Below are 25,542 nucleotides of genomic sequence, written 5' to 3'. Positions count from 1 at the left end.
TTCGCATAGTTCGTTGGCACTCGGGCCAACATGACGCGTCACGGTTCAGGAAATAGCGCAGGTAACTTGCACAGCCCAGTGGGGCTGTTGGTACAGCGTGAGGCCTCGGCGCCTGAGCGCGAGGCCTCACCATGGGGCGTGCTTACGCCTTGGCAGCGGGGCGACCGCGACGCTGACGCTTGCGGTTGCCTTCGGCCGGACGCTCGCCGCCGCCGAAGCCATGGCCCGAGCCATGACCGTGCGGGCGATGCGACCCCTGCGGACGGCCACCCTGCGGGCGAGCAGCCGGGCGCGCCTGGCGCTGGCCCTGCACCGGACGCGGTGCGGCGGCGTCCGTGCGCAGCGGATGCGACGGCTCGAAGCCCGGCACGTCGCTGAAGGCGATGTCCTGCTTGAGCAGCTTGCGGATGTCACGCAGCAGGCCCGACTCGTCATGGCTCACCAGCGACACGGCCATGCCCTCGGCACCGGCACGACCCGTGCGGCCGATGCGGTGCACGTAGTCTTCCGCGACCATCGGCAGGTCGAAGTTGATCACGATGGGCAGCTGATCGATGTCGATGCCGCGCGCGGCGATATCGGTCGCCACCAGCACAGTCACGCGGCCAGTCTTGAAATCGCTCAGTGCACGGGTGCGCGCATTCTGGCTCTTGTTGCCGTGGATGGCGGCGGCGCGCAGGCCGGCAGCACCCAGGAACGTCACCAGCTTGTCGGCGCCGTGCTTGGTGCGGCTGAACACCAGGGTCTGGCGGCGGCTGTCCTGCGACAGCACGTGCAGCAGCAGGTCGCGCTTCTTGCCCGCGTCCACCGGATGCACGTGATGCGTGACGGTGGTGGCCACGCTATTGGCCGGGGTCACCGACACTTCGCGCGGCTGATGCATGAACTGCATCGCCAGCGCCTTGATCGGGCCCGCGAAAGTGGCCGAGAACAGCAGCGTCTGACGCTGCTTGGGCACGGCGGACAGAATGCGCTTCAACGCGGGCAGGAAGCCCATGTCGAGCATGCGGTCGGCTTCGTCCAGGATCAGCACTTCCACGCCGGACAGATCCAGCGAGCGCTGCTGCATGTGATCGATCAGGCGGCCTGGCGTGGCGATGACCACGTCGACGCCACGACGCAGCGCCTGCATCTGCGGGGCCATGCTGACGCCGCCAAAGATAGTGGTGCTGCTGACGCGCAGGTACTTGCCGTAGTCGCGCAGGTTCTCGTGCACCTGGGCCGCCAGTTCACGCGTGGGCGTGAGCACGAGGGCACGAGGGCGACGGGTCTGGGTGGCGCCGGCGTTGGACAGGTGCTGCAAGAGCGGCAGCGCGAACGCCGCAGTCTTGCCGGTACCGGTCTGGGCAGCAGCGAGCAGGTCGCCGCCTTCCAGTACAACCGGAATGGCCGCAGCCTGGATGGGGGTAGGGACGGCGTAGCCTTGGTCGGCAAGCGCGCGCAACAACGCGGGCGCAAGGCCCAGCGATTCGAAAGTCATGGAAGCTCCAGAGCAACCCGGAGCGTTCGAATCGAACCGCGTTGCAGTATCAGTAAGGGGGAGGCACGACGGAAGGTCGTGACAGGGGAGTATAGCGCAATTCTGAATTAGCTGCTTGGTTTGCCAAACCGGGTCGCCAGGGCGGGGTGTGAAGCCCTGGTTTCGGGGTCTTCAGGCCCGTGCCCGCTCTGCCACCACCAGGTAGCTGTCAAACGGCATCTTGCCGTGCAGCGAGCGGATGCTGACCGAAAGACCGGCGGCCTCGAGCTGCCCGCGCAGCTCATCGGCACTGGGATAGTGCTGGGCGCCCACCCGCATCCAGCCACTGGCGCTCAGGAAAAACTCCGAAACGCGCGTGAGGGCATAACGCCAGCTGCGTTCGCGCAGCACGTTGCGTATCACCAGCAGGCCGCCCGGGGCGACATGCACCATGGCGTTCTCCAGCAATGCACGCTGGCCGTCGCGGGGCAGGTAGTGCAGCACATCGAGCAGGGCCACATGGCCGCGTATGGGTTGCTCCGCCACACCATCGGTCTGGCGCAGCTGCAGCACGCCATCGAGACCCGATTGCCGCAAGGCGCGGTTGCCAGCGTCGATCTTGCGCGAGTCGTTGTCCACGCCCAGGTAGCGCGTGACGACGCCGCGCGCATGCAGGTATTGGCCGAGCAGGCCGATGCCGCAGCCGATGTCCAGCAGTGGCATCGGCCGGTTCATCACCAGGGCCGCCGTCGCCGCGTACGCAGGGTCGGCCGCCAGCTTGCCCTTGACGTAGCGGCGCTGGAGCCAGTGGTCGTACGAGTTGGCGATGCGATACAGGGTGGCATCCATGGGCGACATGTCAGCCCACTCCATGGCTGCGTGATGTGAAGGCGAGCATGCCTTCAAACTTTGGCCGGCACTACTCCCGGCTTGCGCTAGGGCGGCGGTGATGGTTCGCTTGGCGCCCTGCGAGCCGCCCGGGCGGTCGTGATCCTTCACCGTGGAGCAACACATGTCGCCGTTCGCGCCCTTTCGGGAGCTCACCACCACCCAGCGGCACACCGTGCTGGCCAGCTTCCTGGGCTGGACGCTGGATGCGTTCGATTATTTCCTGCTGACCTTCGTAATCGTGGGCGTGGCGCAGGAATTCCACGTCGGCAATCAGGAAGTGGCATTCGGTCTGTTGCTCACGCTGGCGGCGCGTCCCATCGGTGCGCTGTTGTTCGGGCGCCTGGCCGATCGCTATGGCCGGCGTCCCATCCTGATGCTCGATGTGATTCTGTTTTCCGTGTTCGAGCTGGCCACGGCATTCTCCACCTCGCTCACCATGCTGCTGGTGCTGCGTTTCCTGTTTGGCGTGGCGATGGGCGGCGAATGGGGCATCGGCGCATCGCTGGCGATGGAATCGATTCCGCCCAAGGCGCGCGGCGTGGTGTCGGGCCTGTTGCAGAGCGGCTACCCGGTCGGGTTCTTCCTGGGCGCACTGGTGAACTGGCTGCTGGTCGATCACATCGGCTGGCGTGGGCTGTTTATCGTCGGCGCGTTGCCCGCGCTGCTGGTGTTGTACATCCGCCGCAGCGTGCCGGAGTCGGAAGTGTGGAAGCAGGAACGCGCGGCCAAGGACAAGAAGGGCCTGCTCGAATCGATGCGCGGCCATTGGAAGCTCGCCCTCTATCTCATGCTGCTGATGATGGCGTTCAACATGTTCAGCCACGGCTCGCAGGACCTGTACCACACCTTCGAGGAGGAGGGCCTGCATCTGCCCACCGGCTCGGGCGCGGCCTTCATGCTGGTGGCGATGCTCAATCTCGGTGCACTGGTGGGCGGCCTGTTCTTCGGCGCGTTGTCGGAGCGCATCGGCCGGCGCAAGGCCATCATCCTGGCCGCCTTGCTCGCCATTCCGGTGATTCCCCTGTGGATGTACGGCAATACGTTGGCGCTGCTGGCGTTGGGTGCGTTCCTGATCCAGGTGATGGTGCAGGGCGCCTGGGGCGTGGTGCCGACGCATCTCAACGAACTGGCACCCGAGGGCATGCGGGGCACCTTGCCCGGCTTTGCCTACCAGACCGGCAACCTGCTGGCGGCCGTGACGGCCAATGCCCAGCTGTGGATCGCCCGGCAACATGGCGGCCTGGCTTTCGCCATGTCGGCCTGGATGGCCGCCGTCGCCGTGCTGCTGGCCTTCCTGGCCTGGGTGGGTCCCGAGGCCCGTGGCGCCCGCTTTGGCCGCTCCCCGCCGGGCACGGGCGAGTAGCCGGGCAGGCTGCTAGAATTCAGCGTTTGATCCATCACGAGACATGCAATGAAGGCTGGCAAGGACAAGGTCATCTCGCTCCACTACACGCTGACGGTGGACGGTGAAAAGGTCGAGAGCTCCCTCGACCGCAACGAACCGCTATGGGTACTGCTCGGCCACGGCCAGCTGATCCCGGGCCTGGAAAAGGCGCTGGAAGACCATGAGGCAGGCGAAAACCTGCAGGTCGAAGTCGCCGCTGCCGAGGGCTATGGCGAGCGCCAGCCGGGCATGACCCAGCGCGTGCCGAAGAAGTACTTCCAGCAGGCTGCCAAGCTCAAGCCGGGCATGACCACGGTGTTGGCGCTGAAGGAAGGCGGCCACCGCGTGGTGGTGGTGGAGAAGGTCGGCATGACCACGGTCGACGTTGACCTCAATCACCCGATGGCGGGGAAGACGCTGAATTTCGATGTGACCATCAATGAAGTGCGCGATGGGACTGAGGAAGAGATTTCGCATGGGCATGCGCATCCGCCGGGTGCGGAGGCGCACTGACTTTTTCTCTTTCTCTTCTCTCTTGGGGAGAGGATTGGGATAAGAGTAGGCCGCGTAAAAGCCGCTCCAAACGGGGCGGCTTTTTTCGTTCGTCATCCCGACGTAGGCCGGGATCCAGTGACTTTGCGTTCGGTTGTCGCGAAGCGGCGATCTGGCTCGCCTGCCGCGGGCTTTCGTGCCGCTGCCGCGGCCCGAGTTACTTTTCTTTGCTTGCCCAAAGAAAAGTAACCAAAAGAAAGGGCCCCCCGGATGACGCGCCTTCCGGGCCGTTGGCCCTCCAGGTGCGCGTGCGGGTTACGGGGTTTTTCGACAGGACATCCCTGTCCTGTCGAAAAACTGGCCGCATCCATGCGGCCACCCTTCGGGCTTTCCTCCACCCGCCCGCCGCGTCATACGGGGACCCCGAGAGCCAAGAGCCTCGAGCCAAAGCCGAGGTCTGGCCGTTGCCGTTCCCTTGTAGGAGCGCACCTTGTGCGCGACCGCGGCGCGTGGGTGTGCCGCTCCGTTGGTTGGTCGCGCACAGGGTGCGCTCCTACAAGGGTTTCGCACGCCGTGGCACGGCTCCAAGGTTGCGACCACATATTTGTGGGAGCGCACCCTGTGCGCGACGCCTACGAAGCGAAATCTCCAGACCTGCAGATCGCTCACATCGCTGCTCCCGCCTCGCATCGACACGGGCCACAAACAACAACGGCACCTCGCGGTGCCGTCATCGTTTCCAACCTGGAATACCAGATCAGACCAGCGTGATTTCCACATCCACATTGCCGCGCGTCGCATGCGAATACGGGCAGATATCACGATGCGCTGTGTCGACCAGTTCCTGCGCCACGGCGCGGTCGATACCCGGCAGATTCACTTCCAGCTTCACCGCAATGCCGAAGCCCGTCGGTTCGCGCGGACCAATGCCCACGTGCGCGGTCACCGAGGCGTCCTTCAGCGTCACGTTCTGCTGGCGCGCCACGAAGCGCACGGCGCCTTCGAAGCAGGCGGCATAGCCGGCGGCGAACAGCTGCTCCGGGTTGCTGCCCTGGCCACCCGGGCCACCCAGGCCCTTGGGCACGACCAGCTGCAGGTCGAGCACGCCGTCGTCGCTCTTGGCGTGGCCTTCGCGGCCGCCGTGAACGGTGGCGGTGGCGGTGTAGAGAATCTTGCTGATGTTCATGGGTTTAGTCCTCGCTTGGGGAGAGTTGGATCTGTTGGGTAAGTCGTTTCAGTTCATCGCGCAGGGTTTGCATCTGATCGAGTGAGAGCTGCATGCACTGCGCGAGACATTCGGGAATGCCGCTGGCCTTGTCGCGTAGGGCGAGGCCAGCGTCGGTGAGTCGGATATCCACCACGCGTTCGTCTTCCTTGCGGCGCTGGCGTGCCACCAGGCCCGCGGTCTGCAGACGCTTGAGCAGGGGAGTGAGCGTTCCGGAATCCAGCTGGAGGCGCTGGCCGAGTTCGCCCACGGTGAGCCCGTCGCGTTCCCACAGCACCAGCATCACCAGGTACTGCGGATAGGTCAGGCCCAGCGGTTCGAGCAGCGGCCGGTACAGCCCCGTCACCGAGCGCGACGCGGCATACAGCGCAAAGCACAGTTGCTGGTCGAGCAGGAGCTGATTGGGGGTCGGTTGCCGTTTCATGCGAGAGATACTAGGCGCAAAATTAAATTGTGTACAATTCAATTTCTCAATCGCGACGATAGGCGGAGCCTAAAGTGGCCTGGGAATGCGGGGTGTGAAGCGCGACAGGCGTGGCGGCGCGCTGGCTGGCCCGACGAGCGACGGATCAGTCGAGCAGTCGCTTGCCGAACTCGAAATGGTCGCGCCAGTAGGGGCCGTCGATATCGTCCAGCCTCACCGTGCCGCCGCTGTTGGGCGCATGCACAAAGCGGCCTTTACCTACGTAGACGCCCACGTGGCTGATGCCACCCGAACCACCGAAGAAGACCAGGTCACCGCTCATCAGCTCGTTCATCTGGCGAACCCGCTCGCCGCTCAATTGCGACATTTCACGGGAGCTATGGGGCAGGCTCAGACCCGCCGCATTGCGATAGATGTAGTCGACCAGGCCGCTGCAATCGAAGCCGCTGTCGGGCGTATTGCCGCCCCAGCGGTACGGCGTGCCGACCAGCGCGATGGCGCGGAACAATACATCGTTGGCCGTACCGGTGGCGCCGCTAGGGGCGCGAGCGGGCAAATTGGCCAGGGAGGAGCGGGAATCTTTGTAGGTGGGCTCGGGGCGCCGGCTGCTGCTGGCGCAGGCCGCGAGCAGCAATACAGCACCGACGACCAGGGCGCGTTGCGCAAGACGCCACCATGCCAAGTGCGCACAGGCAGGATGGGCGAAGTTGGGGCGCATCTCGTCTTCCCTGGTCTTGAGACGAGCCCGAGGTTATCAAATCAATAAGTTGGAAGAAAGTTCTAAGTGATCGCTGGAGGTGCGATCTCCGGACGTCATGAGCCGGGCTGGTTCACGGTGATGCGCCGCTCACTGAGCTTGCGGCCTTCCCGGTCGCGGCTGCTGAGCCTGTACTCGCCCGGCCACAGGTAGAGCGAGTTCATCACGTTGTCGGTCAGCAGCACGTAGCGATCTGCCGGGATGGCGTCGTCGCTCTCATTGGCGTAGCGGGCTTCCACGATGCAGGGGAACTGGCGCTGGCACATCTCACTGGAGATCACCCGGGTCTGCCGTGCGCCGCCCAGTTCCAGCCAGTGGGGGCGGCGCTGGTGGCCGGAACGCGGCAGGATCACGTCGACGTCGTGACGATCCGGGTCCGACGCCCACACGCTGCCGTTCTGGCGGCTGAGCAGCACCGATGGCTTGTCGACGGGGAAGGCGGCGGACAGCTGGTTGTACAGATCCGTCTTGGGCATCGGGCCGATGTCGCGCCACCGAGTCTGGTCGATCGACAGCGGATCGAATCCAGTCAGCTGCTTGAGCTGCATGGCCATCGGCTTGATGGTCTTGCCCAGGTTGCCGACGGCCTTGTCGATATGGGCGTAACCGGCATGCACGAACAGGCGCGCCTTGGGATCGTTCTTGAACACCTGGCGATAGAGCAGCTGCGCCTGGCCCGATTCGCGATCAGCCAGGGCATCGGCGTCGGACTCATAGGCCACCACCTTGAAGCCCAGTCGTATCGCTTCCCGGATGATCTGGCCATAGATCGGCTCGTGCAGATACTCGCTGCCGCTGCTGGCAATGGGATAGCCGCGCTTCATGAGCTCCGTGTCGCCGTTGGCCAGCGCCTCGGCAGCGAAATAGGTGAAGCCCTCCGCGCGCAGCTTCGGCAGCAAGGCCAGCGTGAGCTCACGGGTATGGGCGTCGTGGTGAGCTTCGTTGATCAACACGATGCGCCGGTCTGTCGTCAGCTTGGCGATCTCGGTCGCCGCGTCGGCGGTCACCCAGTCGGCCGGCGTGGGCAGGGTCACCGGGGTCTGCACGCGGTTGTCGAACGGAAAGTCGTTGATGGCTTCGTCGTAGAAGCCGAGCTCGTCCTCGACGGTCGCCAGCAGCTGCTGATCGATGAGGCGATCGTCTTTGGTGAGCTGGGGCATCACTTCGCGCAGGTACAGGTAGCGCGCAAGGTCGTTCTTGATGTGCGCGGTTTCCGTGAACAGGTCGCGACTCACGGCGGTGGCCGAGGATGCGGTGGCCGGCCCCTCGGGTTGCGTGGCCGTCTGTGTCGGCGCGGGTTGTTGCTTGGCGGCCTGGGCGTGCACCGCACCGGCCGCGCACGCCGCCAGCACCGCCGTGCAGCGCATCGCCGAGCGCCACCGTACCAACATCCTGCTGGACTGCTCTGACGTTCCCATCGCGCTAATCTCTCAAGGTCAGGAGTGGGTCATGGCGACGCTACAATAGTCCGATGGATGATTCACGCAGTGATGTGCTGGTTCTCGGCGGCGGCGTCATCGGCCTGGCCTGCGCTTACTACCTGCTGAAGTCTGGGGCTACCGTGCGCGTTCTGGAGCAGGGTACCCCGGGCTGCGGCAGTTCGCACGGCAATTGTGGAACGATCACCCCCAGCCACGCGGCGCCCCTGGCCATGCCGGGCATGTTTGGCGTGGCGTTGCGCTCGATGCTCCGGGCGGATGCACCGCTCTACCTCAACCCACGCTTTGACGGCCCGCGCCTGCGCTGGCTGCTCGGCTTTGCCCGCCACTGCAACTGGCGCGATTTCGAACATGCCGCGCAAGCACGTTCAGCCATCCTGCAACGCTCGCGCGGATTACTTGCGGGCCTCGTGTGCGACGAGCGGTTCGACTGCGAGTTCGGCGAAGAAGGCGAGCTGTATGTCTACCGCTCGGCAGGGGCGTTGCAGGCAGACGAGCGTCACCACGCCCAGGTGCTCGATCGCCTGGGTGTAGCGGTGGAGCGCTTGAGCGGCGAGGCCGTGGAAGAGCGCGAGCCCGCGCTTAAACCCGGCGTTGCCGGCGGGCTATTCCATCCGGACGACGCACGTCTGCGACCAGACCGCTACGCCGCCGAACTCGCGCGCCGCGTGACGGAGCTGGGTGGCATCGTCGAATCGGGCGCCCGCATCGACGGCTTTGGCCTTGACGGCAATCGTATCGACCACGTGCGCACCACCCGCGGCGTGTTCCGTGGCGAGCGTGTGGTGATGGCGCTCGGTGCCTGGTCGCCGCTGACCGCGAGCTCGCTCGGCCTGCGGCTGCCCATGCAGCCGGGCAAGGGTTATTCGATTACCTACTCGCGTCCCGCCGTGGCGCCGCGCCACGCGCTGGTATTGCGCGAGGCCGCCGTGTGCGTCACCACCTGGGACAGCGGCTTCCGACTGGGCAGCACGATGGAGTTTTCCGGCTATGCCGAGGGCCTCAATCGCACGCGTCTGGATGCGCTGCGTCGAGGCGCCGCCCAGGGGCTGCACGTGCCCGAAGGGCCCGAACTGAAGGAAGAGTGGTGGGGTTGGCGTCCGATGAGTGTGGACGAGGTGCCAATCATCGGCCCCAGCTCCCGCTGGTCCAATCTCACCTTTGCCACGGCGCACGGCATGCTTGGCGTGAGCATGTCGGCGGCCACGGGCGAACTGGTGGCATCGATGTTGCGCGGCGCGACGCCAGCAATCGATCCCTCGCCGTACGCACCGTCGCGCTTTGGCGTGTGATCTTGACGCGGCCTGCTCGCAGACTCGCTTAACTTCAATGGCGCAAACCGGAGAGCGGCATGGCGGAAACGTTTGATCTGATCGTATTGGGTGGTGGTTCGGGTGGCCTGGGGGCCGCATTCCGTGCCGCGCGCCATGGCGCACGCGTCGCCTTGCTTGAACCCAACGCACTGGGCGGCACCTGCGTCAATGTCGGCTGCGTGCCCAAGAAGGCGCTGTGGTTCGCCGGCCAGCTGGCGCAGGAGCAACGGCTCGCGGTGGACTATGGTTTTGCGTCCCAGCCCGGCGCGCTCGACTGGGAACATTTCCGCCAGCTGCGCCAGCACTACATCGACAACATCCGCCATCGTTACGCGATGGGCCTGGAAGAGGGCGGCATCCAGGTGTTCACCGAAACGGGGCGCTTCGTGTCCGCCAACACGATTGCCACTTCGTGCGGAGAAGAATTGCGTGCCCCGCAAATCGTGATTGCCACCGGCGGCCGTCCGCATCGCCTGGATATACCCGGCTTCGATCTGGGCATGGTGTCCGATGACATTTTTGCGCTGCGCACCTTGCCCAAGCGCATTGCCGTCATTGGCGCGGGCTACATCGCCATCGAATTCGCGGGACTGCTCAACGCGCTGGGCAGCGAGGTGACGCTGCACGTGCGCAATCGCATGCTCACGAGCTTCGATGCGGAACTGGTCGATGCGCTTGAGCAGCACATGTGCGACGCGGGCATCCGCATCACCAACCAGGTGAAAGTGACGGGCCTGCATCGCGATGGCGAAAACCTCATGATCGACGATGACGTCAATGGTCCATGCGGCCCGTATGACGCGGTGTTGTGGGCGATTGGCCGCGTACCCAACAGCGACCGGCTGGATCTCGATGCCGCCGGCGTCAACGTGGACGAATGGGGCCACATCGTCACCGACGCCTGGCAGGCCACCAATGTCGAAGGCATCTTCGCCGTCGGCGATGTCACCGAACGCCCGGAACTCACACCGGTGGCGGTGGCGGCGGGCAGGCGACTGGCCGATCGACTGTTCGGCGGCAAACCCGACAGTCGGCTCGACTACGACAATATTCCCAGTGTCGTCTTCGCTGAACCACCGCTGGCGATCGTCGGCCTCACCGAAGCGCAGGCGCGCGAATTCCATGGTGACAAAGTGCATGTGCATCGCGCGAAATTCACGCCGATGAAATGGGCCGTGGCAGGGCGGAAACATCCAACCCTGATGAAGATCGTCACCGAAGGCGACGACGAGCGCGTGGTGGGCATCCATGTGCTCGGCGAAGGCGCGGACGAAATGCTGCAGGGCTTTGCGGTCGCGCTGAAAATGGGCCTGCGCAAGCGGGATCTGGAAGACACCATTGCCATCCATCCGAGTTCGGCCGAAGAACTGGTGTTGATCAACTGAGCGAGCCAACGTCGGCTTTCCCCGCGCCACGGTAAACTTCACCCATGACTGCCACCTACACGCTACATCGCGGCACCGCGCCGCTGCTCATCAGCCTGCCGCACGACGGCAGCCATATTCCCGATGACATCGCCGCGCGCATGCGGCCCGACGCGCAGCGCTCGGTCGATACCGACTGGCACGTGGGGCGGCTGTACGAGCCGCTCGCCAACGCACTGGGTGCGAGCGTGATCCGTCCGGTGGCATCGCGTTACGTGGTCGACCTCAATCGTCCCGCGGACGGTCATGCGCTGTATCCCGGCAAGCGCGAAACCGGTCTTGTCTCCACCATCGGCTTCGATGGTGAGCCGCTTTACCTCGATGGAGCTGAACCGACGGCGGAAGAAATACAACGTCGGGTAAATGCGTATTGGCGTCCGTATCACGACGCGCTATCGCAAGAACTTGAACGATTGCGTGCCGCGCACGGCCGTGTTGTGCTCTGGGACGGGCACTCCATCCGCAGCCGCGTGCCGATGTTGTTCGAGGGTCAGTTGCCCGATTTCAACCTGGGCACGGCCGAAGGGGCGAGCTGCTCGGCGGCCTTGCAGCAGCAGCTCAAGGATGTGCTGGAAACCCAATCCCGCTATAGCTTCGTGGTGAATGGACGCTTCAAGGGTGGCTACATCACGCGTCATTACGGGCAGCCCGACAGCGGCGTGCAGGCCGTGCAGCTGGAGCTATCGCAGATCAATTACATGGACGAAGACAGCTTCGCGTATGCCGAAGCCAGCGCCGTGCAAGTGCAGGAAACCATCGCGCGCCTGCTCGCGCTCTGCGTGGCGTGAGCGCAAAAACATTCGACCCTTGTTAGGGTCTTGCAATGTCAAGACGTGGCCTGCGGAAATCTCGCGCGCATGCTGGAAAAATCCAGTTCCGGGCTGCTGCCAAACGTGCGATGTTTTAGCCGTCGCGATGCACGGATCGGCCCATTCCGATCGGTGCGCGGCACGAACATCAGGCTCATTACGTCGAGGCTCACACACATGCGCAAGTTCGCGATCGCTTCCCTGCTGCTGGCAGGCATGGCTTTCACCGGTACCCTGTTGGCTCAGGACGCAGCCCCGCAGCCTGCGCCCGCCGCCAAGTCGGCTTCGGCCACACCAGCGCCCGCCAGCTCGTCGTCACACAAGCACAAGAAGAGCAAGTCCACCAACAATGGCCAGCCCAAGCCCAAGGGCAGCAAGTCCGCCAAGCGCACGGCCAAGTCCACGCTGCCGCAGACTGAAGCCAGTCACTAAGCGGCTCTTGTAAAAGGAAAGCCCCGGCATTCGCATGCCGGGGCTTTTTTATGCGCGTTGCCAGAGAGCCTTTCCAAGCTGGTACGTGCGCTTGTGTTTTCCTCATCGTCATTCCGGCGCAGGCCGGAATCCAGTAGCGATAGATCTGGTTATCGCGGTGCCCAGCCATGCTCTGTTGATTGGCCTGGCGAAAGCCTGAGACAGAGGCTACTGGATTCCGGCCTGCGCCGGAATGACGGTGAGGGGGATGGCTGGTGAGACAAGATTTTGAAGAGGCTCTTAGACCTTAAGTGCAGCAATGCACTTCAATTCAATGGCGATCGGCGTGGGCAATGCAGTAATTCCCAACGTCGTGCGACAAGCATCGACCCCTGCGAAGTATTCCGCATAAAGCTTGTTGTACGCGGGAAAATCACGCGCCATGTCGGTAAGAAACACCGTCACGTCCACCAGGTCTTCCCAGCGCGCGCCGCTTGCTTCGAGCACGGCGCGCACATTGGCAAACACCTGCCGGCATTGCGCTTCGATGTCGTAGTCCACCAGCTTGCCGGCAGCGTCATACACATTGCCGGGAATCGCATTGCTGCCGGGCGTGCGCGGGCCGACGCCGGAGAGGAACAACAGATCGCCGACTCGCCGCGCATGCGGATACGCGCCCACCGGCGCCGGGGCCTGATCGGTGCGGACGACGTTGCTCATCGATTGAACTCGGGAATCGTGCCCAGGCGCTGCATGGCGTGTTCGTAAGCGGGCTTGAGTCCTTCGCCCGAACTCACATGCATGCCCAGATCGTTGACGTGTCCATCGAACAGGCTGTAACACCACGCGTGCACGGAGAGCTTCTGCCCGCGCTCCCAGGCATCCATCACCATGGTGGTGTGGCAGACGTTGACCACCTGTTCCATCGCGTTGAGTTCGCACAGGCGAGCATTGCGCAGATTCATCAGGTCGATCGAGGTGAGCAGTTGCTTGTGTTTTTGCGCGACATCGCCGACATGGCGAAGCCAGTTGTCGACCAGGCCCAGGCGGCGATCGTCGAGGACCGCCTGCACGCCACCGCAACCGTAATGGCCCACCACCAGGATGTGCTCGACCTTGAGCACGTCGACGGCGAACTGGATGGTGCTCAGGCAGTTGAGATCGGTGTGCGACACCACGTTGGCGACATTGCGCTGCACAAAGATGTCGCCGGGCGGCAGATCCACGATCTGCGTGGCCGGCACGCGCGAATCGGAGCAGCCGATCCACAGATACTTCGGCGCCTGCTGCTGGGCGAGACGCTCGAAGAAGCGCGGGTCCTGTTCGACCATGGCGGCCGACCACTGGCGATTGCTGTCGAGCAGATTCTGCAGGGGACTTTTCACGGCGATGCTCTCAGTCAATAGCGAATACAGATGTTCTTGGGTTCGGTGAAGAAGCGCAGCGCTTCCGCGCCGCCCTCGCGACCCAGGCCCGATTGCTTGGTGCCGCCAAAGGGCGTGCGCAGATCGCGCAGCAGCCAGCAGTTGGTCCACACGATGCCAAAATCCAGTTGGGCGCCGAAGCGATGTGCGCGCGACAGGTCGCGCGTCCACACCGAGGCGGCCAGGCCGTAACCGGTGCCGTTGGCGATGGCGAGCGCTTCGGCTTCGTCCTCGAACGGAATCAGGGTGACGACGGGTCCGAAAATTTCCTGCTGGTTGGTGGTGGCGTCGTTGCCCAGGCCTTCGATGACGGTCGGTGCGACAAACCAGCCGTCGGCGCAGCGGCCATCCACGGTCACCGGCTCGCCGCCACAGAGAAGGCGGCCGCCTTCTTCGCGGGCCGTCGCAATGCAGCCCATCACCTTGTCGAAGTGTTCACGCGAGACCAGTGCGCCAAGATCGCTGGCGCTCTCGTTCGGATCGCCCACGCGCAGCGCCTGCACGTGTGCGAGGTAGCGCTCGCGGAAGGCATCGTAGATGGAGCGCTGCACCAGCAGGCGAGAACCGCACAGGCAGATCTCGCCCTGATTGGCGAAGCCCGAGCGCACGATGGTGTCGAGATTGACGTCGCTGAGGTCGGCGTCTTCAAACACCACGGCAGGATTCTTGCCGCCCAGTTCCAGCGAGACTTTCTTGAATTGCGGTGCGGCCACGGCGGCAATCTGCGCTCCGGTGCGCGTACTGCCGGTGAAGGACACGGCCTTGACCGAGCGGTGCTCCACCATGGCCTGACCTACGGCAGGCCCGCGGCCTTGCACGATGTTGAATACACCCGGCGGAAAGCCCGCCTCGATGCTCAGCTCACCAAGCAAGGCAGCGGTGCAGGGCGTGATCTCCGAGGGCTTGGCCACGACCGTATTGCCGGCCGCAAGCGCCGGGGCGATCTTCCAGCTGAACAGATACAGCGGCAGGTTCCACGGACTGATGCAGCCGACCACGCCCAACGGCTGGCGGAGCGTGTAGTTGATCGCACCGGCTTCCATCGCATGCGACTCACTGCCCCAACTGATGATGGCGGCGGCGAAGAAACGCAGGTTGGAGATCGCACGAGGAATATCGAGCTTGCGCGCTTGGCTCAGCGGCTTGCCGCTGTCGCGCGATTCCAGCGCCACGAATTCGTCCATGCGCGCTTCGATCAGATCGGCCAGCCGATGCATCAGGCTGGCGCGCTGCTCGGCGGGCGTTGCCGCCCACTCGGGCGCGGCGCGCGCGGCGGCGGCCACGGCGTCGGCAACGTCTTCGGCGGTGGAGTCGGGACAGTGGGCGAAAACCTGGCCGGTGGCCGGTTCGTACACGTCCAGCCAGCGATCAAGTCGCGGCGCCTGAAGGCGGCCGTCGATCAGGTTGGCGAGGCGCAGGGTAGGCATCTGCGCAAGCTTAAGGCCTGCGGGCTCCGATTGCACCGGACGGTGGCGTATGCGGGGTTTTGAATCATTGTGGGAGCGCACCCTGTGCGCGACGGCTTCGCCGTGTCGCGCACAGGGTGCGCTCCCACAAGGGCAGGGTCTCGGATCAACTCAACGAACGGGTACGTCCACCATCCACGGCAATGCTCACGCCATTGACGTACGCCGCAGCGGGCGTGCACAGGAAGGCGATCACGGCGGCCACTTCCGAAGCTTCACCAAAACGGCGTGCCGGCACCGTGGCGAGCATGCTCTGGGCCACCTCGTCTTCGCTGTTGCCGGTGCTGCGCACGCGCCCGGCAAGCACCTCGTCCAGGCGTGCCGTGCGGGTATAGCCCGGCAGCACGTTGTTGACGGTGATGCCGTCGACGGCCAGCTCGCTGGCCAATGTCTTGGCCCAGCCCGCCACCGCGGCGCGCACGGTATTGGACACGCCCAAGCCCACGATCGGTTCCTTCACCGAGGTGGAAATGACGTTGACGATGCGGCCGTAGCCGCTGGCGCGCATGCCCGGCAGCAGCGCCTGCACCAAGGTCTGGCCTGCCAACAGGTGCTGGCGGAAGGCGTTCTCGAATGCCTCGGCGGTAGCGCTGTGCGCCGGGCCGCCCGGCGGGCCGCCGGTGTTGTTGATCAGGATTTCGATCGGCTGGGCGGCCACGATATCCGCCAGCGCGTTGCGCAATGCATCGGTATGCGTCATATCCACCGCAAACCAGCGATGCTGTTGGCCGTGTTTGCGCGGCAATGCATCCGTCGCGGCCTTCAGCGCATCGGCTGAGCGCGAGAGCAGGGTGACGCTGGCGCCCAGCTCGGCGAGTTCCACCGCGCTGGCGCGCCCGATGCCTTGCGAGGCGCCACACACCAGAGCATGTCGTCCACTCAAATCCAGCTGCATGGAGTGCTCCTGTTGGGAGTGAGGGTTAGCGCGCGGTCCATTGCACGGGGAGGGCGGCAAACCAGCACAGCCACGCAGCCCACAAACTGTAGCGCCAGACCAGGCGCCAGCGCGTGATGCCGTTGTCTTCCAGCGCCGGCAGCACCGGCGAGCGCAGCGCCAGCTGAAGGCGCATCCACGTGCGCACGGCATTGGTGGGCTTGCCGTCGGCTTCGGCGATGATCTTCCACTCGTTCGGATGCCGGCGGCGCAGCAGCGAGGCAATGAGGTACTGCGAGCTGAAATGCAGCAGGAAGCAGATGACGCCGGCGGAAAGGAGCGAGAGATAAAGCGGAAGCATGCCGAGTCCGTGGTGGGTGATGGTGGGCCGACCCCAACTCAGCCGTTGGTCGAGTTATTGGTTGCCGACGTAGCGTCGTTGTTGCTGGATCCGTTGGACGTCGCGGGAGCCTTGGGTGCCTCGGCTTTCTTGCTGTCGCTGCCGATGCCGGGCAGCGGAAGTGCCTCGCGCAGCGTGCTCAACACGCCGTTGCCCTGTTCGGGCTTGGCGCAGATCGCGTTGTTCACGGCGTCCTGGTAGGTCTTGTCCATCATGCCGATCCACACGGTGCCGTCAGGCCCGTGCGGCACTTTGAAGGTGCCGGCCGCCGCCATCTTCACCGGTGCCTCCGCCGAGAATGCTGCCGGCGACTGCTCCCAGTAGGTGCTGCCCGATTGCTGCTTGGCCGAGCTGTACAGCACCAGATAGCGCGCACGTTTGTCGGTGATGTCCACGCTGCCGAACGCGCCGGTGGTGGCGTCCGTCCAGCCCATGTGTTCGCACAGGCTCACGTCCTTGCTGTCGATCGGCTGGAACGCGTCGTCCAAGACCACCAGCGTCGGCGCAAACAGATAGCTGGCGCGCAGCCAGCGGCCGTTCAATTCCGACTTCACCGCCACGCGGTACGGCAGCTGCGATTCGCGCGGCAGGCTGAAGCTCAGGAAATAACTGCGGTCGCCGTTGAGGTTGGCCACCATGCTGCCCGGTCCCAGCGCGAACTTCTTGGGCTGCCAGGGCAGGGCGTCCTGGTAGGAGAAGTCGGCAAAGGTGGTGCAGCAGGGAGTGGCCTGCTGCAGGGCCTGTTTCGCCTGATCCAGGCTGCCGTTGGTGCTCTCGGGCGGACGCAGGTTGGGCGGCACCAGCGCTTTCACGCTGTGGCAGCCGCTCGCCAGCACGGTGAGCGCGAACAGGGCGGTGGCAGTGATCAGTCGATAACGCATGAGGGATCTCAAAATTCGGCTGTACCCGCCGCACGCGGGAAGGGAATGGCATCGCGGATATTGGACAGGCCGCACACGTATACCAGCAGGCGCTCGAAGCCCAGGCCAAAGCCAGCGTGCGGCACCGTGCCATAGCGGCGCAGATCACGGTACCAGCCGTAGGTGGCCGGATCGAGACCGAATTGCGTCATGCGGCGGTCGAGGTAATCCAGGCGCTCTTCGCGCTGCGCACCGCCGATGATCTCGCCGATGCCCGGGGCCAGCACGTCCATCGCGGCGACGGTCTTGCCGTCGTCGTTGAGGCGCATGTAGAACGCCTTGATCTGCTCGGGGTAGTTCATCACCACCACCGGGCGACCGACGTGCTTCTCGGCGAGATAGCGCTCGTGCTCGGTCTGCAGGTCGATGCCCCAGGCGACCGGGAATTCGAATTTCTGCCCGGACTTCTTCAGGATTTCCACCGCCTCGGTGTAATCGATGCGTTCGAACGGTTCGGCAATAAAGGCTTCCAGACGGCTGATCGCATCGGGCTGCACGCGCTCGGCGAAGAACGCCATGTCGTCCTGACGCTCATCCAGCACGGCCTTGAAGATCGCCTTGAGGAAACCCTCGGCGCAGTCGGCGTTGGCGTTGAGGTCGGCGAAGGCGATTTCCGGTTCCACCATCCAGAACTCGGCCAGGTGGCGCGGGGTGTTGGAGTTCTCGGCGCGGAAGGTCGGGCCGAAGGTGTAGACCTTGCTCATCGCCAGGCAGTAGGCCTCGACGTTGAGCTGGCCGGACACGGTCAGGAACGCTTCGCGGCCGAAGAAATCCTTGCGGAAATCGATCTTGCCATCCGGCGTGCGCGGCAGGTTGGCCAGGTCCAGCGTGGACAGGCGGAACATGTCGCCCGCACCTTCCGCATCGGAGGTGGTGACGATCGGCGTATTGATCCAGAAGAAACCCTGTTCGGTGAGCCAGCGGTGGATCGCCGTCATCATCGTGTGGCGCACGCGGGTCACGGCGCCGAACAGGTTGGTGCGCGGGCGCAGGTGCGCCACTTCGCGCAGGAATTCCATCGAGTGCTGCTTGGGCTGGATCGGGTAGGTTTCCGGATCGTCGACGAAACCGGTGACGATGACGTCCGTCGCCTGGATCTCGAAGCTCTGGCCCTTGCCCTGCGAAGCGACCAGGGTGCCGGTGACGATCACGCCAGCGCCGGCGGTGAGGTGCTTCACCTCGCTCTCGTAATTGGACACCTCGCTGGTGACCACGGCCTGGATGGGGTCGAAGCAGGAGCCGTCGCTCACATTGACGAACGAGAGGCCCGCCTTCGAATCGCGCCGGGTGCGGACCCAGCCGCGCACGGTCACGGTACTGCCGGCAGCGATGCTGCCGGAAAGAGCCTGCTTCACGCTCGATAGAATCGGGCTAACCGCCGTCATTGGATTGAAACTCCTGCTGAGTGCCGGCATATCGGCACGTAAGACGAACCTTGCATGATAATCTACGGATCGTTCAGGTTCGACCCTTAACGTCTGATTTCGGACAATCTCCCCTTCCGGTAGTTGCAACGCCCATGACCATCACCATCACGCCCGCCGCCAGCGAACGCATGCGCTCCTTCCTTGCCGGCACGCCCAGTGCCGCGGGTGTGCGCTTCGGCGTGAAGAAGACCGGCTGCTCCGGCTTCGGCTACGTGGTCGACCTGGCTCAAGTGGTGGGTGAGGGCGATGAGATGGTCGAGGTAGACGGCGTGAAGCTCATCGTCGACGGCAAGAGCATGCCCCTGATCGACGGCACCGTAATCGACTTCCAGCGCCAGGGCCTCAACGCGAGCTTCGTCTTTCACAACCCCAACGCCACCGGCGAATGCGGTTGCGGCGAGAGTTTCACCGTCGGCTGAGACACTGCGCGCGCAGGCAGATCGTCATCTGCTTGCCCCAAACCCCTGAAATCCCTTACACTTCCGCTTCTTTCCAGGCCGTCAAGGCATGGATGGAACCTTGCCTCACCGCATAGTGCGGGAGGCTGCCAGGCCTGAAAGGGCCGCATCCACAAGGAGTTACCACACGATGTCCCTGCGACATTACGAAGTCGTGTTTCTGGTCCACCCTGACCAGAGCGAACAGGTTCCGGCGATGATCGAGCGCTACAAGGCGCTGATCGAGACCGACGGCGGCAAGATCCACCGCCTGGAAGACTGGGGCCGCCGTCAGCTGGCGTATCCCATCGTGAACCTGGCCAAGGCTCACTACGTCATGCTCAACATCGAAGTGAGCCAGAACGCGCTGAACGAGCTCGAGTCGGGCTTCCGCTTCAACGACGCCGTGCTGCGCCACCTGGTGGTTCGCCGTGACGAAGCCGATACCGAGCAGTCCTTCATCCTGAAGTCCAAGGAAAAGGATGACGCCAAGTCCTCGCGTCGCCGCGATGACGATAGCGACGGTGACGAGCGTCCGGCACGCCGTGACCGCGAAGACCGCGACAACGATCGCGACAGCGACGACTGATCAGGAGCCAAGACATGTCTAAGTTCTTCCGCCGCCGCAAGTTCTGCCGCTTCACGGCCGAAAAAGTCAAAGAGATCGACTACAAGGATCTCAACACCCTGCGCCAGTACGTGACCGAGAATGGCAAGATCGTTCCCAGCCGCATCACCGGCACCAAGGCTCGCTACCAGCGTCAGCTGGCGACCGCTATCAAGCGCGCCCGCTTCCTGGCTCTGCTGCCGTACACGGATAACCACGACGTCTAAGTCGTGCGCTTTTAACTTCCTCTCCCCTCCGGGGAGAGGACTGAGGTGAGGGGCGGGTGCTCGCGATATAGCTGCTACGAAGCTCGCTTCGATTTAGCCATGCCGCAAGATTGGCCCCTCATCCCAGCCTTCTCTCCCACAGGGACTACCTTCGGGTCGCCCGCAGGGGAGAAGGAGTGAAAGACTCTTCGGACAACCGTCCAGGCTGCGCCGGGCCACACCGGTGCTAACGAAAAGGAATACCCATGGAACTGATTCTTCTCGAAAAAGTCCGCAACCTCGGCAACCTTGGCGACAAGGTCAGCGTGAAGCCGGGTTATGGCCGTAACTACCTGCTGCCGCAGGGCAAGGCCGTGCCGGTCAACGCCGCCAACCTCGAAGCTTTCGAGAAGCGCCGCGCCGAGTACGAAGCCAAGGCTGCCTCGCAGCTGTCCGGCGCCGAAGGCCGCAAGGCCAAGCTGGAAGGCGTGTCGGTGACCATCACCGCCAACGCCAGTCCGGAAGGCAAGCTGTACGGCTCGGTCGGTCCGCGCGAAATCTCCGAGGCCCTCGCGGCCGCCGGTCATGACGTGCACAAGGGCGAAGTGATCCAGGGCGAGGGCCCGATCCGCCACACCGGCGAGTTCGAGGTGGTGATCGCTCTGCATGCCGACGTGCAGACTCAGGTCAAGGTGATCGTGGTCGGCGAGAAGTAAGTCGCCCCGTCGCTTGCAAGTCCCAGACGGGCGCCTTCAAGGCGCCCGTCTGCTTTTCGGGGTTTGGTAAGCGGCTTATCCACAACGAACCACAGCTTATCCACAGAGTTATTGTCTCGTCGCCTGAGATGGCGCCGCGTATGCTCTGTACCCAGCACGCCGCCGGCAATGCAGCTAACCGCTGCGAGGAATCTCGATGTCCTTCGTTTCCGATCGTTCCGACCGCCCCGAGCGCCGCGGTCGTTCCGAGCGCAAACCTTTGTCCAGCATCGATGCACTGCGCGTACCGCCGAATTCGATCGACGCGGAACAAGCGGTGCTGGGCGGCCTCATGCTGTCGCCCGATTCGCTGGACAAGGTGGCCGACCGCCTCGCCGAGCAGGATTTCTACCGCAAGGACCATCGCCTGATCTGGCGCGCCATCACCGAGCTGGCGGGCAAGGGCATGCCGTGCGACGCGGTGACCCTGGGCGACTGGTTCGAGGCCAACGGCCTGGCCGACATGGTCGGTGGCGCCGCCTACCTGATCGAACTGGCCAACACCACGCCGAGTGCGGCGAACATTGCCGCCTACGCGGAAATCGTGCGCGAGAAGTCGGTGTTGCGCCAGCTGATCGACGCCGGCACCGGCATCACCGAGGACGGCTACCAGCCCGATGGCATGGGCGTGCAGGAGGTGCTGGAGCGCGCCGAGCAGGCCGTCTTCAAGATCGCCGAGTCCGGTGCGCGCGGCAAGAAAGACACCGTGTCGATGCGCGAGGCCGTGAAGGACGCCTTCCGCATCCTCTCCGAACGCTTCGAGAACAAGGGCCAGCTCACCGGCATCTCCACCGGCTTTTCGGATCTGGACGAACTCACCTCGGGTTTGCAGCCGTCCGACTTGATCATCGTCGCGGCGCGCCCTTCGATGGGCAAGACGGCATTCTCGGTGAATATCGCCGAAGCGGCGGCGATGCGTGGCAAGAAGGCCGTGGCCATCTTCTCGATGGAAATGTCGGCCTCGCAGTTGGCCTTCCGTATGATTTCCTCGGTCGGCCGCATCCACGCGCAGCACCTGCGCAATGGCGACCTGGCCGAGGAAGACTGGCCGCGCGTCACCAATGCGATTGCCTTGCTGTCCGAAGCGAAGATCTTCATCGATGACACGCCCGGTCTCTCGCCGGTCGAGCTGCGTTCGCGTTCGCGCCGACTGCATCGCGAGCACGGCGGCCTCGGACTGATCGTGATCGACTACCTGCAGCTGATGCAGGTGCCGGGCATGAAGGAAAACCGCGCGACCGAGATCTCGGAAATCTCGCGCTCGCTCAAGGGTCTCGCCAAGGAACTCAATTGCCCGGTGATTGCCCTGTCGCAGTTGAACCGCTCGCTGGAGCAGCGTGCCGACAAGCGTCCGATGATGTCCGACCTGCGCGAATCAGGCGCTATCGAGCAGGACGCGGACGTGATCATGTTCATCTACCGCGACGAGTACTACAACAAGGAATCGCCCGACCGCGGACTGGCCGAAATCATCATCGGCAAGCAGCGTAACGGCCCCACCGACACGGTGAAGCTGACCTTCCTCGGTCACTACACCAAGTTCGAGAATTACGCGCCCGATTCTTTCGTCGGCGCATTCGAATAAGCGCGTCGTCCGACGTACAGGTCCCGTTTCGTTAAAGGAACGGCACCTGTACCGTCCCCGGCATATGCATCCAGTGCACATGAATCCCGTGCCGGATTCACATCCTGCGGTGCAACCTCGTCACCGGTTTCCCGGACGAGGCACAACACATGTCGCTTATCCTCCTACTCATCGTCGTGTTGCTTCTGCTTGGCGCGCTGCCGACCTGGCCGTATAGCCGCGGATGGGGTTATGGCCCGAGCGGCGGACTGGGGTTGATCGTGATCATCCTGATCGTGCTCCTGGTCCTGGGCGTCTTGTGAGGGCGATGCCATGAACCGAATCATCATTCCTGCGCTTCTCGCCGCCGCGTCGCTGGCACTCGCCGGCTGTGGCAGCAGCACTCGCGTAGTGCAGAACAACGAGACCTGCGGCAAGCAGATGACCGACCTGCAGGATGCGCTGGCATCCGGTGCGATGACCCAGCACGAGTACGACAAGGCGCGTCGTGTCGCCGTGGAGCGTTGCCAGTCGCGCGACAATCACTGAACACCATGTTGGGTGGTGTGGCTACTGGTGAGGGTAGCCGTTGCCCGGGGATTGCCACGGGGGCGCCCCGGGAGTGCCGGACCGGCAGTCTAGGTTGGGCGCATCGGGCCGGATGGCCGGACAGGACTGGTAAGCTTCCAGTCCTGCTCCAGGCCCTCCGGCCCAACTTTTCCCACTCCTCACCGTGCCCGGTCGGGCGCAAAGCCAGGCATGAGTCGCACTACCGTCGCCACCATCCATCTGGGCGCCTTGCGCCACAACCTCGCCCGCATCAAGCAGATGTCCGCGCCGGCCAAGGTCATGGCGGTGGTCAAGGCGGATGCGTACGGGCATGGCCTGGAGCGCGTCGCGCGTGCGCTCGATGGCGAGGCGGATGCCTTTGCGGTTGCGGCCCTGGGTGATGGTTTGCGCCTTCGCGCGGCAGGACATCGCCAGCGCATCGTGGTGCTCTCCGGTCCCGATCACGCCAGCGACATCGCCGAGATGCAGCGCCTGAATCTCGATGCCGCGATTCATCACGAAGAACAATTGCGCTGGCTGAAGGAAGCGTCGCCATCGCGTGGTCCGCTGCGCGTCTGGCTGAAAGTGGACAGCGGCATGCATCGCCTGGGCTTTGCGCCGGAAACCGTCGCCTTCGTCCACGCACAGCTGGCCGCCATGCCCGGCATCGATCCGGAGATCGGCCTGCTTACCCATTTCGCCGAATCGGAAGTGTTCGACGGCATCGAAACGCCCGCGCAAATCCGTCGTTTCAATGACGCCACCCGCGGGTTGAGCGGGCCGCGCTCCTTGTCCAATTCCGCAGCAGTGCTGGGCTGGACCGAAGCGCGCGGCGACTGGGTGCGTACCGGTGGCCTGCTCTATGGCCTTTCCGTCGTGGATGGCAAAACCGGTGCCGATTTCGGCTTCCGTCCGGCCATGACGCTGAGCACGCGGCTGATCGCGATCAATCGCATCGGCAAAGGCGAGCACATCGGCTACAACGGCACCTGGACCTGCCCCGAAGACATGCCCGTGGGTGTGGCCGCAGTGGGATACGGCGACGGTTATCCACGCAGTGCGGTGGCCGGTACGCCGGTGCGGGTGGGCGATCGCCAGGTGCCCTTGATCGGTCGCGTATCGATGGACCTGATCACGCTGGACCTGCGCGACGCGCCGCACGCCAAAGTCGGCGATCGCGTGACGCTGTGGGGTCCGGAGTTGCCGGTGGAAATCATCGCCGCACAGGCGGGCACGATCTCCTATGACCTCACCTGCGGCATGACCAAGCGCGTGCTGTTCGTGGAAGACGAAGCCTGAGCGAGCGCAAGGCGCTCAATCCACGCAGACCGAATGTCTCGCGGTATGCGATGCAGGCCCGCTAAGCTGGGTCATTCGCCCGCACCTCCGATCAGGAATCCAAGCATGGCCAAAGCCAAGACCGCCTATGTCTGCACCGACTGCGGGGCGGAGCATTCCAAATGGCAGGGCCAGTGCGTGGACTGCGGCGTGTGGAACACGCTGAGCGAAATCGTGGTGCAGCCCGCCGTGAAATCCGCCGGCGCCGCACGCAGCACCACCGGCTACGCAGGCGCTGCAGCCGGTTCGCCCAAAGTGACGCCGCTGACGGCCGTGGCGCTGGACGCGGAAATGCGCACGCTCACCGGCATCGGCGAACTCGATCGCGTGCTGGGCGGTGGCCTGGTGGATGGCTCGGTGGTGCTGATCGGCGGTGATCCCGGCATCGGCAAATCGACCTTGCTGCTGCAGATGCTCGGAACGCTGGGCGCGCGCATTCCCAGCGTCTACGTGACGGGCGAGGAATCACTCGGCCAGGTCGCCTCGCGTGCGCAGCGACTCGATCTTCCGCTGGCGCCGCTGCATGCGCTGGCGGAAACCTGCATCGAACGCATCATCGAGCAGGCCCTGAGCACCCGCCCGCGCGTGCTGGTAATCGACTCCATCCAGACCATCTGGACGGAACTGCTCACCGCGGCGCCCGGTTCCGTCAGCCAGGTACGCGAATCGGCGGCCAAGCTCACGCGCTTCGCCAAGGAAACCGGCACCTCGGTATTCCTGGTCGGACACGTGACGAAAGAGGGCGGCATCGCCGGTCCTCGCGTGCTCGAACACATGGTGGACGCCGTGCTTTATTTCGAAGGCGAATCCGGCAGCCGCTTCCGCGTGCTGCGCGCCTTCAAGAACCGCTTCGGTGCGGTGAACGAGCTGGGTGTGTTCGCGATGTCGGAAAAGGGCTTGCGCGAAGTACCCAATCCGTCGGCGATTTTCCTCTCTGCCCACAGCGGCCCGACCTCGGGCAGCGCCGTGATGGTGACGCGCGAAGGCACGCGTCCCTTGCTGGTGGAAGTGCAGGCGCTGGTGGACCAATCCTCCCTGGGCAACCCGCGCCGTGTCGCACTGGGTCTGGAGCAGAACCGACTCGCCATGTTGCTGGCGGTGTTGCATCGCCACGGTGGCGTGGCGGCGTATGACCAGGACGTCTTCGTCAATGTGGTCGGCGGTATCCGCGTGCAGGAAACCGCTGCCGATTTGCCGGTGCTGCTGGCCGTGCTCTCGTCACTGCGCGATCGACCGTTGCCGGAGAAGACCGTCGCGTTCGGCGAGGTGGGTTTGTCCGGAGAGATTCGACCAGTGCCCAATGGCGATGAGCGCTTGAAGGAAGCAGCGCATCATGGGTTTCAGAAGGCCATCGTGCCGAAGGCGAATGCGCCGAAGAAGTCGAAAGTCGGCGACATGGAAATTGTCCCCGTGGAACGCTTGTCGGAAGCCATCGACGCCTGCCGCTGAACCCGCGAGCCGCACCGGCCGTACTTTGTGGGAGCGCACCCTGTGTGCGCGACAGCCACGCATGGTTGCACCGCTCCGTAGGCTTGTCGCGCACAGGG

Annotated in this window: 28 protein-coding genes; 15 read left to right on the top strand and 13 right to left on the bottom strand. The window is 64.4% G+C overall.

The genetic code is table 11. The features are described 5' to 3' along the window. Window positions 1-142: 142 nt before the first annotated feature. Together AC1DE1_RS11795 and AC1DE1_RS11790 are read right to left on the bottom strand one after the other, a co-directional pair. The gene (locus AC1DE1_RS11795; protein ID WP_477177257.1) at window positions 143-1,480 is read right to left on the bottom strand and encodes a DEAD/DEAH box helicase; all 1,338 of its coding nucleotides are present in this window, start codon (window positions 1,478-1,480) and stop codon (window positions 143-145) included. A gap of 171 nt (window positions 1,481-1,651) precedes the next feature. Next, window positions 1,652-2,317: a class I SAM-dependent methyltransferase gene (locus AC1DE1_RS11790; protein ID WP_441604348.1), complete on the bottom strand. Its 666-nt coding sequence runs from the start codon at window positions 2,315-2,317 to the stop codon at window positions 1,652-1,654. Between the two features lie 154 nt (window positions 2,318-2,471). Between AC1DE1_RS11790 and AC1DE1_RS11785 the strand changes: the two genes are divergently transcribed. Together AC1DE1_RS11785 and AC1DE1_RS11780 are read left to right on the top strand one after the other, a co-directional pair. Further along, window positions 2,472-3,713: an MFS transporter gene (locus AC1DE1_RS11785; RefSeq protein ID WP_441604347.1), complete on the top strand. Its 1,242-nt coding sequence runs from the start codon at window positions 2,472-2,474 to the stop codon at window positions 3,711-3,713. Window positions 3,714-3,761: 48 nt separating this feature from the next. Next, window positions 3,762-4,247, top strand: coding sequence for an FKBP-type peptidyl-prolyl cis-trans isomerase (locus AC1DE1_RS11780; RefSeq protein WP_477163498.1), 486 nt, complete (start codon window positions 3,762-3,764; stop codon window positions 4,245-4,247). A 736-nt stretch (window positions 4,248-4,983) separates the two neighbouring features. Here the strand turns inward: AC1DE1_RS11780 and AC1DE1_RS11775 are convergent. The 4 genes from AC1DE1_RS11775 to AC1DE1_RS11760 all read right to left on the bottom strand — a co-directional run bounded on the left by AC1DE1_RS11775 (window position 4,984) and on the right by AC1DE1_RS11760 (window position 8,023). Further along, window positions 4,984-5,412, bottom strand: coding sequence for an organic hydroperoxide resistance protein (locus AC1DE1_RS11775; protein ID WP_046972943.1), 429 nt, complete (start codon window positions 5,410-5,412; stop codon window positions 4,984-4,986). Window positions 5,413-5,416: 4 nt separating this feature from the next. Beyond that, on the bottom strand, window positions 5,417-5,875 hold the full coding sequence (locus tag AC1DE1_RS11770) for a MarR family winged helix-turn-helix transcriptional regulator (RefSeq protein WP_441604345.1): 459 nt from the start codon (window positions 5,873-5,875) through the stop codon (window positions 5,417-5,419). 145 nt (window positions 5,876-6,020) lie between these two features. After that, complete coding sequence (locus AC1DE1_RS11765; RefSeq protein ID WP_441604344.1) at window positions 6,021-6,593, bottom strand: C40 family peptidase; 573 nt, start codon at window positions 6,591-6,593, stop codon at window positions 6,021-6,023. Between the two features lie 95 nt (window positions 6,594-6,688). Next, complete coding sequence (locus tag AC1DE1_RS11760; protein WP_477177256.1) at window positions 6,689-8,023, bottom strand: hypothetical protein; 1,335 nt, start codon at window positions 8,021-8,023, stop codon at window positions 6,689-6,691. A gap of 80 nt (window positions 8,024-8,103) precedes the next feature. Between AC1DE1_RS11760 and AC1DE1_RS11755 the strand changes: the two genes are divergently transcribed. The 4 genes from AC1DE1_RS11755 (at window position 8,104) to AC1DE1_RS11740 (ending at window position 12,049) form a co-directional block, all read left to right on the top strand. After that, entirely contained in the window at window positions 8,104-9,363 is a 1,260-nt protein-coding gene (locus AC1DE1_RS11755; RefSeq protein WP_477177255.1) for an NAD(P)/FAD-dependent oxidoreductase, read from the top strand. A gap of 59 nt (window positions 9,364-9,422) precedes the next feature. Further along, on the top strand, window positions 9,423-10,769 hold the full coding sequence (gene gorA / locus AC1DE1_RS11750) for a glutathione-disulfide reductase (RefSeq protein ID WP_477177254.1): 1,347 nt from the start codon (window positions 9,423-9,425) through the stop codon (window positions 10,767-10,769). Between the two features lie 44 nt (window positions 10,770-10,813). Then, a complete protein-coding gene (hutG, locus tag AC1DE1_RS11745; RefSeq protein WP_477177253.1) occupies window positions 10,814-11,596 on the top strand; it encodes an N-formylglutamate deformylase in 783 nt (260 codons plus the stop codon). 198 nt (window positions 11,597-11,794) lie between these two features. Beyond that, window positions 11,795-12,049: a hypothetical protein gene (locus AC1DE1_RS11740; protein ID WP_477179097.1), complete on the top strand. Its 255-nt coding sequence runs from the start codon at window positions 11,795-11,797 to the stop codon at window positions 12,047-12,049. 279 nt (window positions 12,050-12,328) lie between these two features. Here the strand turns inward: AC1DE1_RS11740 and AC1DE1_RS11735 are convergent, their stop codons facing one another. The 7 genes from AC1DE1_RS11735 to asnS form a co-directional block, all read right to left on the bottom strand. Next, window positions 12,329-12,748: a RidA family protein gene (locus tag AC1DE1_RS11735; protein WP_477177252.1), complete on the bottom strand. Its 420-nt coding sequence runs from the start codon at window positions 12,746-12,748 to the stop codon at window positions 12,329-12,331. After that, window positions 12,745-13,413, bottom strand: coding sequence for a carbonate dehydratase (gene can / locus AC1DE1_RS11730; protein WP_477179096.1), 669 nt, complete (start codon window positions 13,411-13,413; stop codon window positions 12,745-12,747). Before can ends, AC1DE1_RS11735 begins: the two co-directional genes overlap by 4 nt. A gap of 14 nt (window positions 13,414-13,427) precedes the next feature. Beyond that, window positions 13,428-14,879: an aldehyde dehydrogenase gene (locus AC1DE1_RS11725; RefSeq protein WP_477177251.1), complete on the bottom strand. Its 1,452-nt coding sequence runs from the start codon at window positions 14,877-14,879 to the stop codon at window positions 13,428-13,430. A gap of 145 nt (window positions 14,880-15,024) precedes the next feature. Continuing rightward, the gene (locus tag AC1DE1_RS11720; RefSeq protein ID WP_477177250.1) at window positions 15,025-15,813 is read right to left on the bottom strand and encodes an SDR family oxidoreductase; all 789 of its coding nucleotides are present in this window, start codon (window positions 15,811-15,813) and stop codon (window positions 15,025-15,027) included. A 25-nt stretch (window positions 15,814-15,838) separates the two neighbouring features. Next, entirely contained in the window at window positions 15,839-16,153 is a 315-nt protein-coding gene (locus AC1DE1_RS11715; protein WP_477179095.1) for a hypothetical protein, read from the bottom strand. Window positions 16,154-16,191: 38 nt separating this feature from the next. Beyond that, the gene (locus AC1DE1_RS11710) at window positions 16,192-17,073 is read right to left on the bottom strand and encodes a hypothetical protein (protein ID WP_477177249.1); all 882 of its coding nucleotides are present in this window, start codon (window positions 17,071-17,073) and stop codon (window positions 16,192-16,194) included. An 8-nt stretch (window positions 17,074-17,081) separates the two neighbouring features. Continuing rightward, window positions 17,082-18,497, bottom strand: a complete 1,416-nt coding sequence (asnS, locus tag AC1DE1_RS11705; protein ID WP_477177248.1) for an asparagine--tRNA ligase — start codon at window positions 18,495-18,497, stop codon at window positions 17,082-17,084. Window positions 18,498-18,631: 134 nt separating this feature from the next. Between asnS and AC1DE1_RS11700 the strand changes: the two genes are divergently transcribed. The 9 genes from AC1DE1_RS11700 (at window position 18,632) to radA (ending at window position 25,444) form a co-directional block, all read left to right on the top strand. Further along, window positions 18,632-18,958 (top strand): HesB/IscA family protein, encoded by a 327-nt coding sequence (locus tag AC1DE1_RS11700; RefSeq protein ID WP_441604331.1) that lies wholly within the window; start codon window positions 18,632-18,634, stop codon window positions 18,956-18,958. A 169-nt stretch (window positions 18,959-19,127) separates the two neighbouring features. Continuing rightward, entirely contained in the window at window positions 19,128-19,565 is a 438-nt protein-coding gene (rpsF, locus tag AC1DE1_RS11695; protein ID WP_046972958.1) for a 30S ribosomal protein S6, read from the top strand. Between the two features lie 14 nt (window positions 19,566-19,579). After that, the gene (gene rpsR, locus AC1DE1_RS11690) at window positions 19,580-19,810 is read left to right on the top strand and encodes a 30S ribosomal protein S18 (protein ID WP_017462785.1); all 231 of its coding nucleotides are present in this window, start codon (window positions 19,580-19,582) and stop codon (window positions 19,808-19,810) included. Window positions 19,811-20,055: 245 nt separating this feature from the next. Beyond that, the gene (gene rplI / locus AC1DE1_RS11685) at window positions 20,056-20,505 is read left to right on the top strand and encodes a 50S ribosomal protein L9 (protein ID WP_441604330.1); all 450 of its coding nucleotides are present in this window, start codon (window positions 20,056-20,058) and stop codon (window positions 20,503-20,505) included. Between the two features lie 196 nt (window positions 20,506-20,701). Then, window positions 20,702-22,129: a replicative DNA helicase gene (locus AC1DE1_RS11680; RefSeq protein ID WP_441604329.1), complete on the top strand. Its 1,428-nt coding sequence runs from the start codon at window positions 20,702-20,704 to the stop codon at window positions 22,127-22,129. A 149-nt stretch (window positions 22,130-22,278) separates the two neighbouring features. Next, entirely contained in the window at window positions 22,279-22,431 is a 153-nt protein-coding gene (locus AC1DE1_RS11675) for a DUF3309 family protein (RefSeq protein ID WP_121878546.1), read from the top strand. A gap of 10 nt (window positions 22,432-22,441) precedes the next feature. After that, window positions 22,442-22,657, top strand: coding sequence for a hypothetical protein (locus AC1DE1_RS11670; RefSeq protein ID WP_477177247.1), 216 nt, complete (start codon window positions 22,442-22,444; stop codon window positions 22,655-22,657). Window positions 22,658-22,867: 210 nt separating this feature from the next. Next, entirely contained in the window at window positions 22,868-23,956 is a 1,089-nt protein-coding gene (gene alr, locus AC1DE1_RS11665; protein WP_441604327.1) for an alanine racemase, read from the top strand. A gap of 105 nt (window positions 23,957-24,061) precedes the next feature. Continuing rightward, the gene (gene radA / locus AC1DE1_RS11660; RefSeq protein ID WP_477177246.1) at window positions 24,062-25,444 is read left to right on the top strand and encodes a DNA repair protein RadA; all 1,383 of its coding nucleotides are present in this window, start codon (window positions 24,062-24,064) and stop codon (window positions 25,442-25,444) included. Window positions 25,445-25,542: the final 98 nt, after the last annotated feature.

It is taken from the genome of Dyella sp. 05T440 (assembly GCF_056395965.1).
The sequence above is the reverse complement of the archived record's forward strand: the minus strand, read 5'-3'. Positions and strand labels throughout refer to the sequence as shown.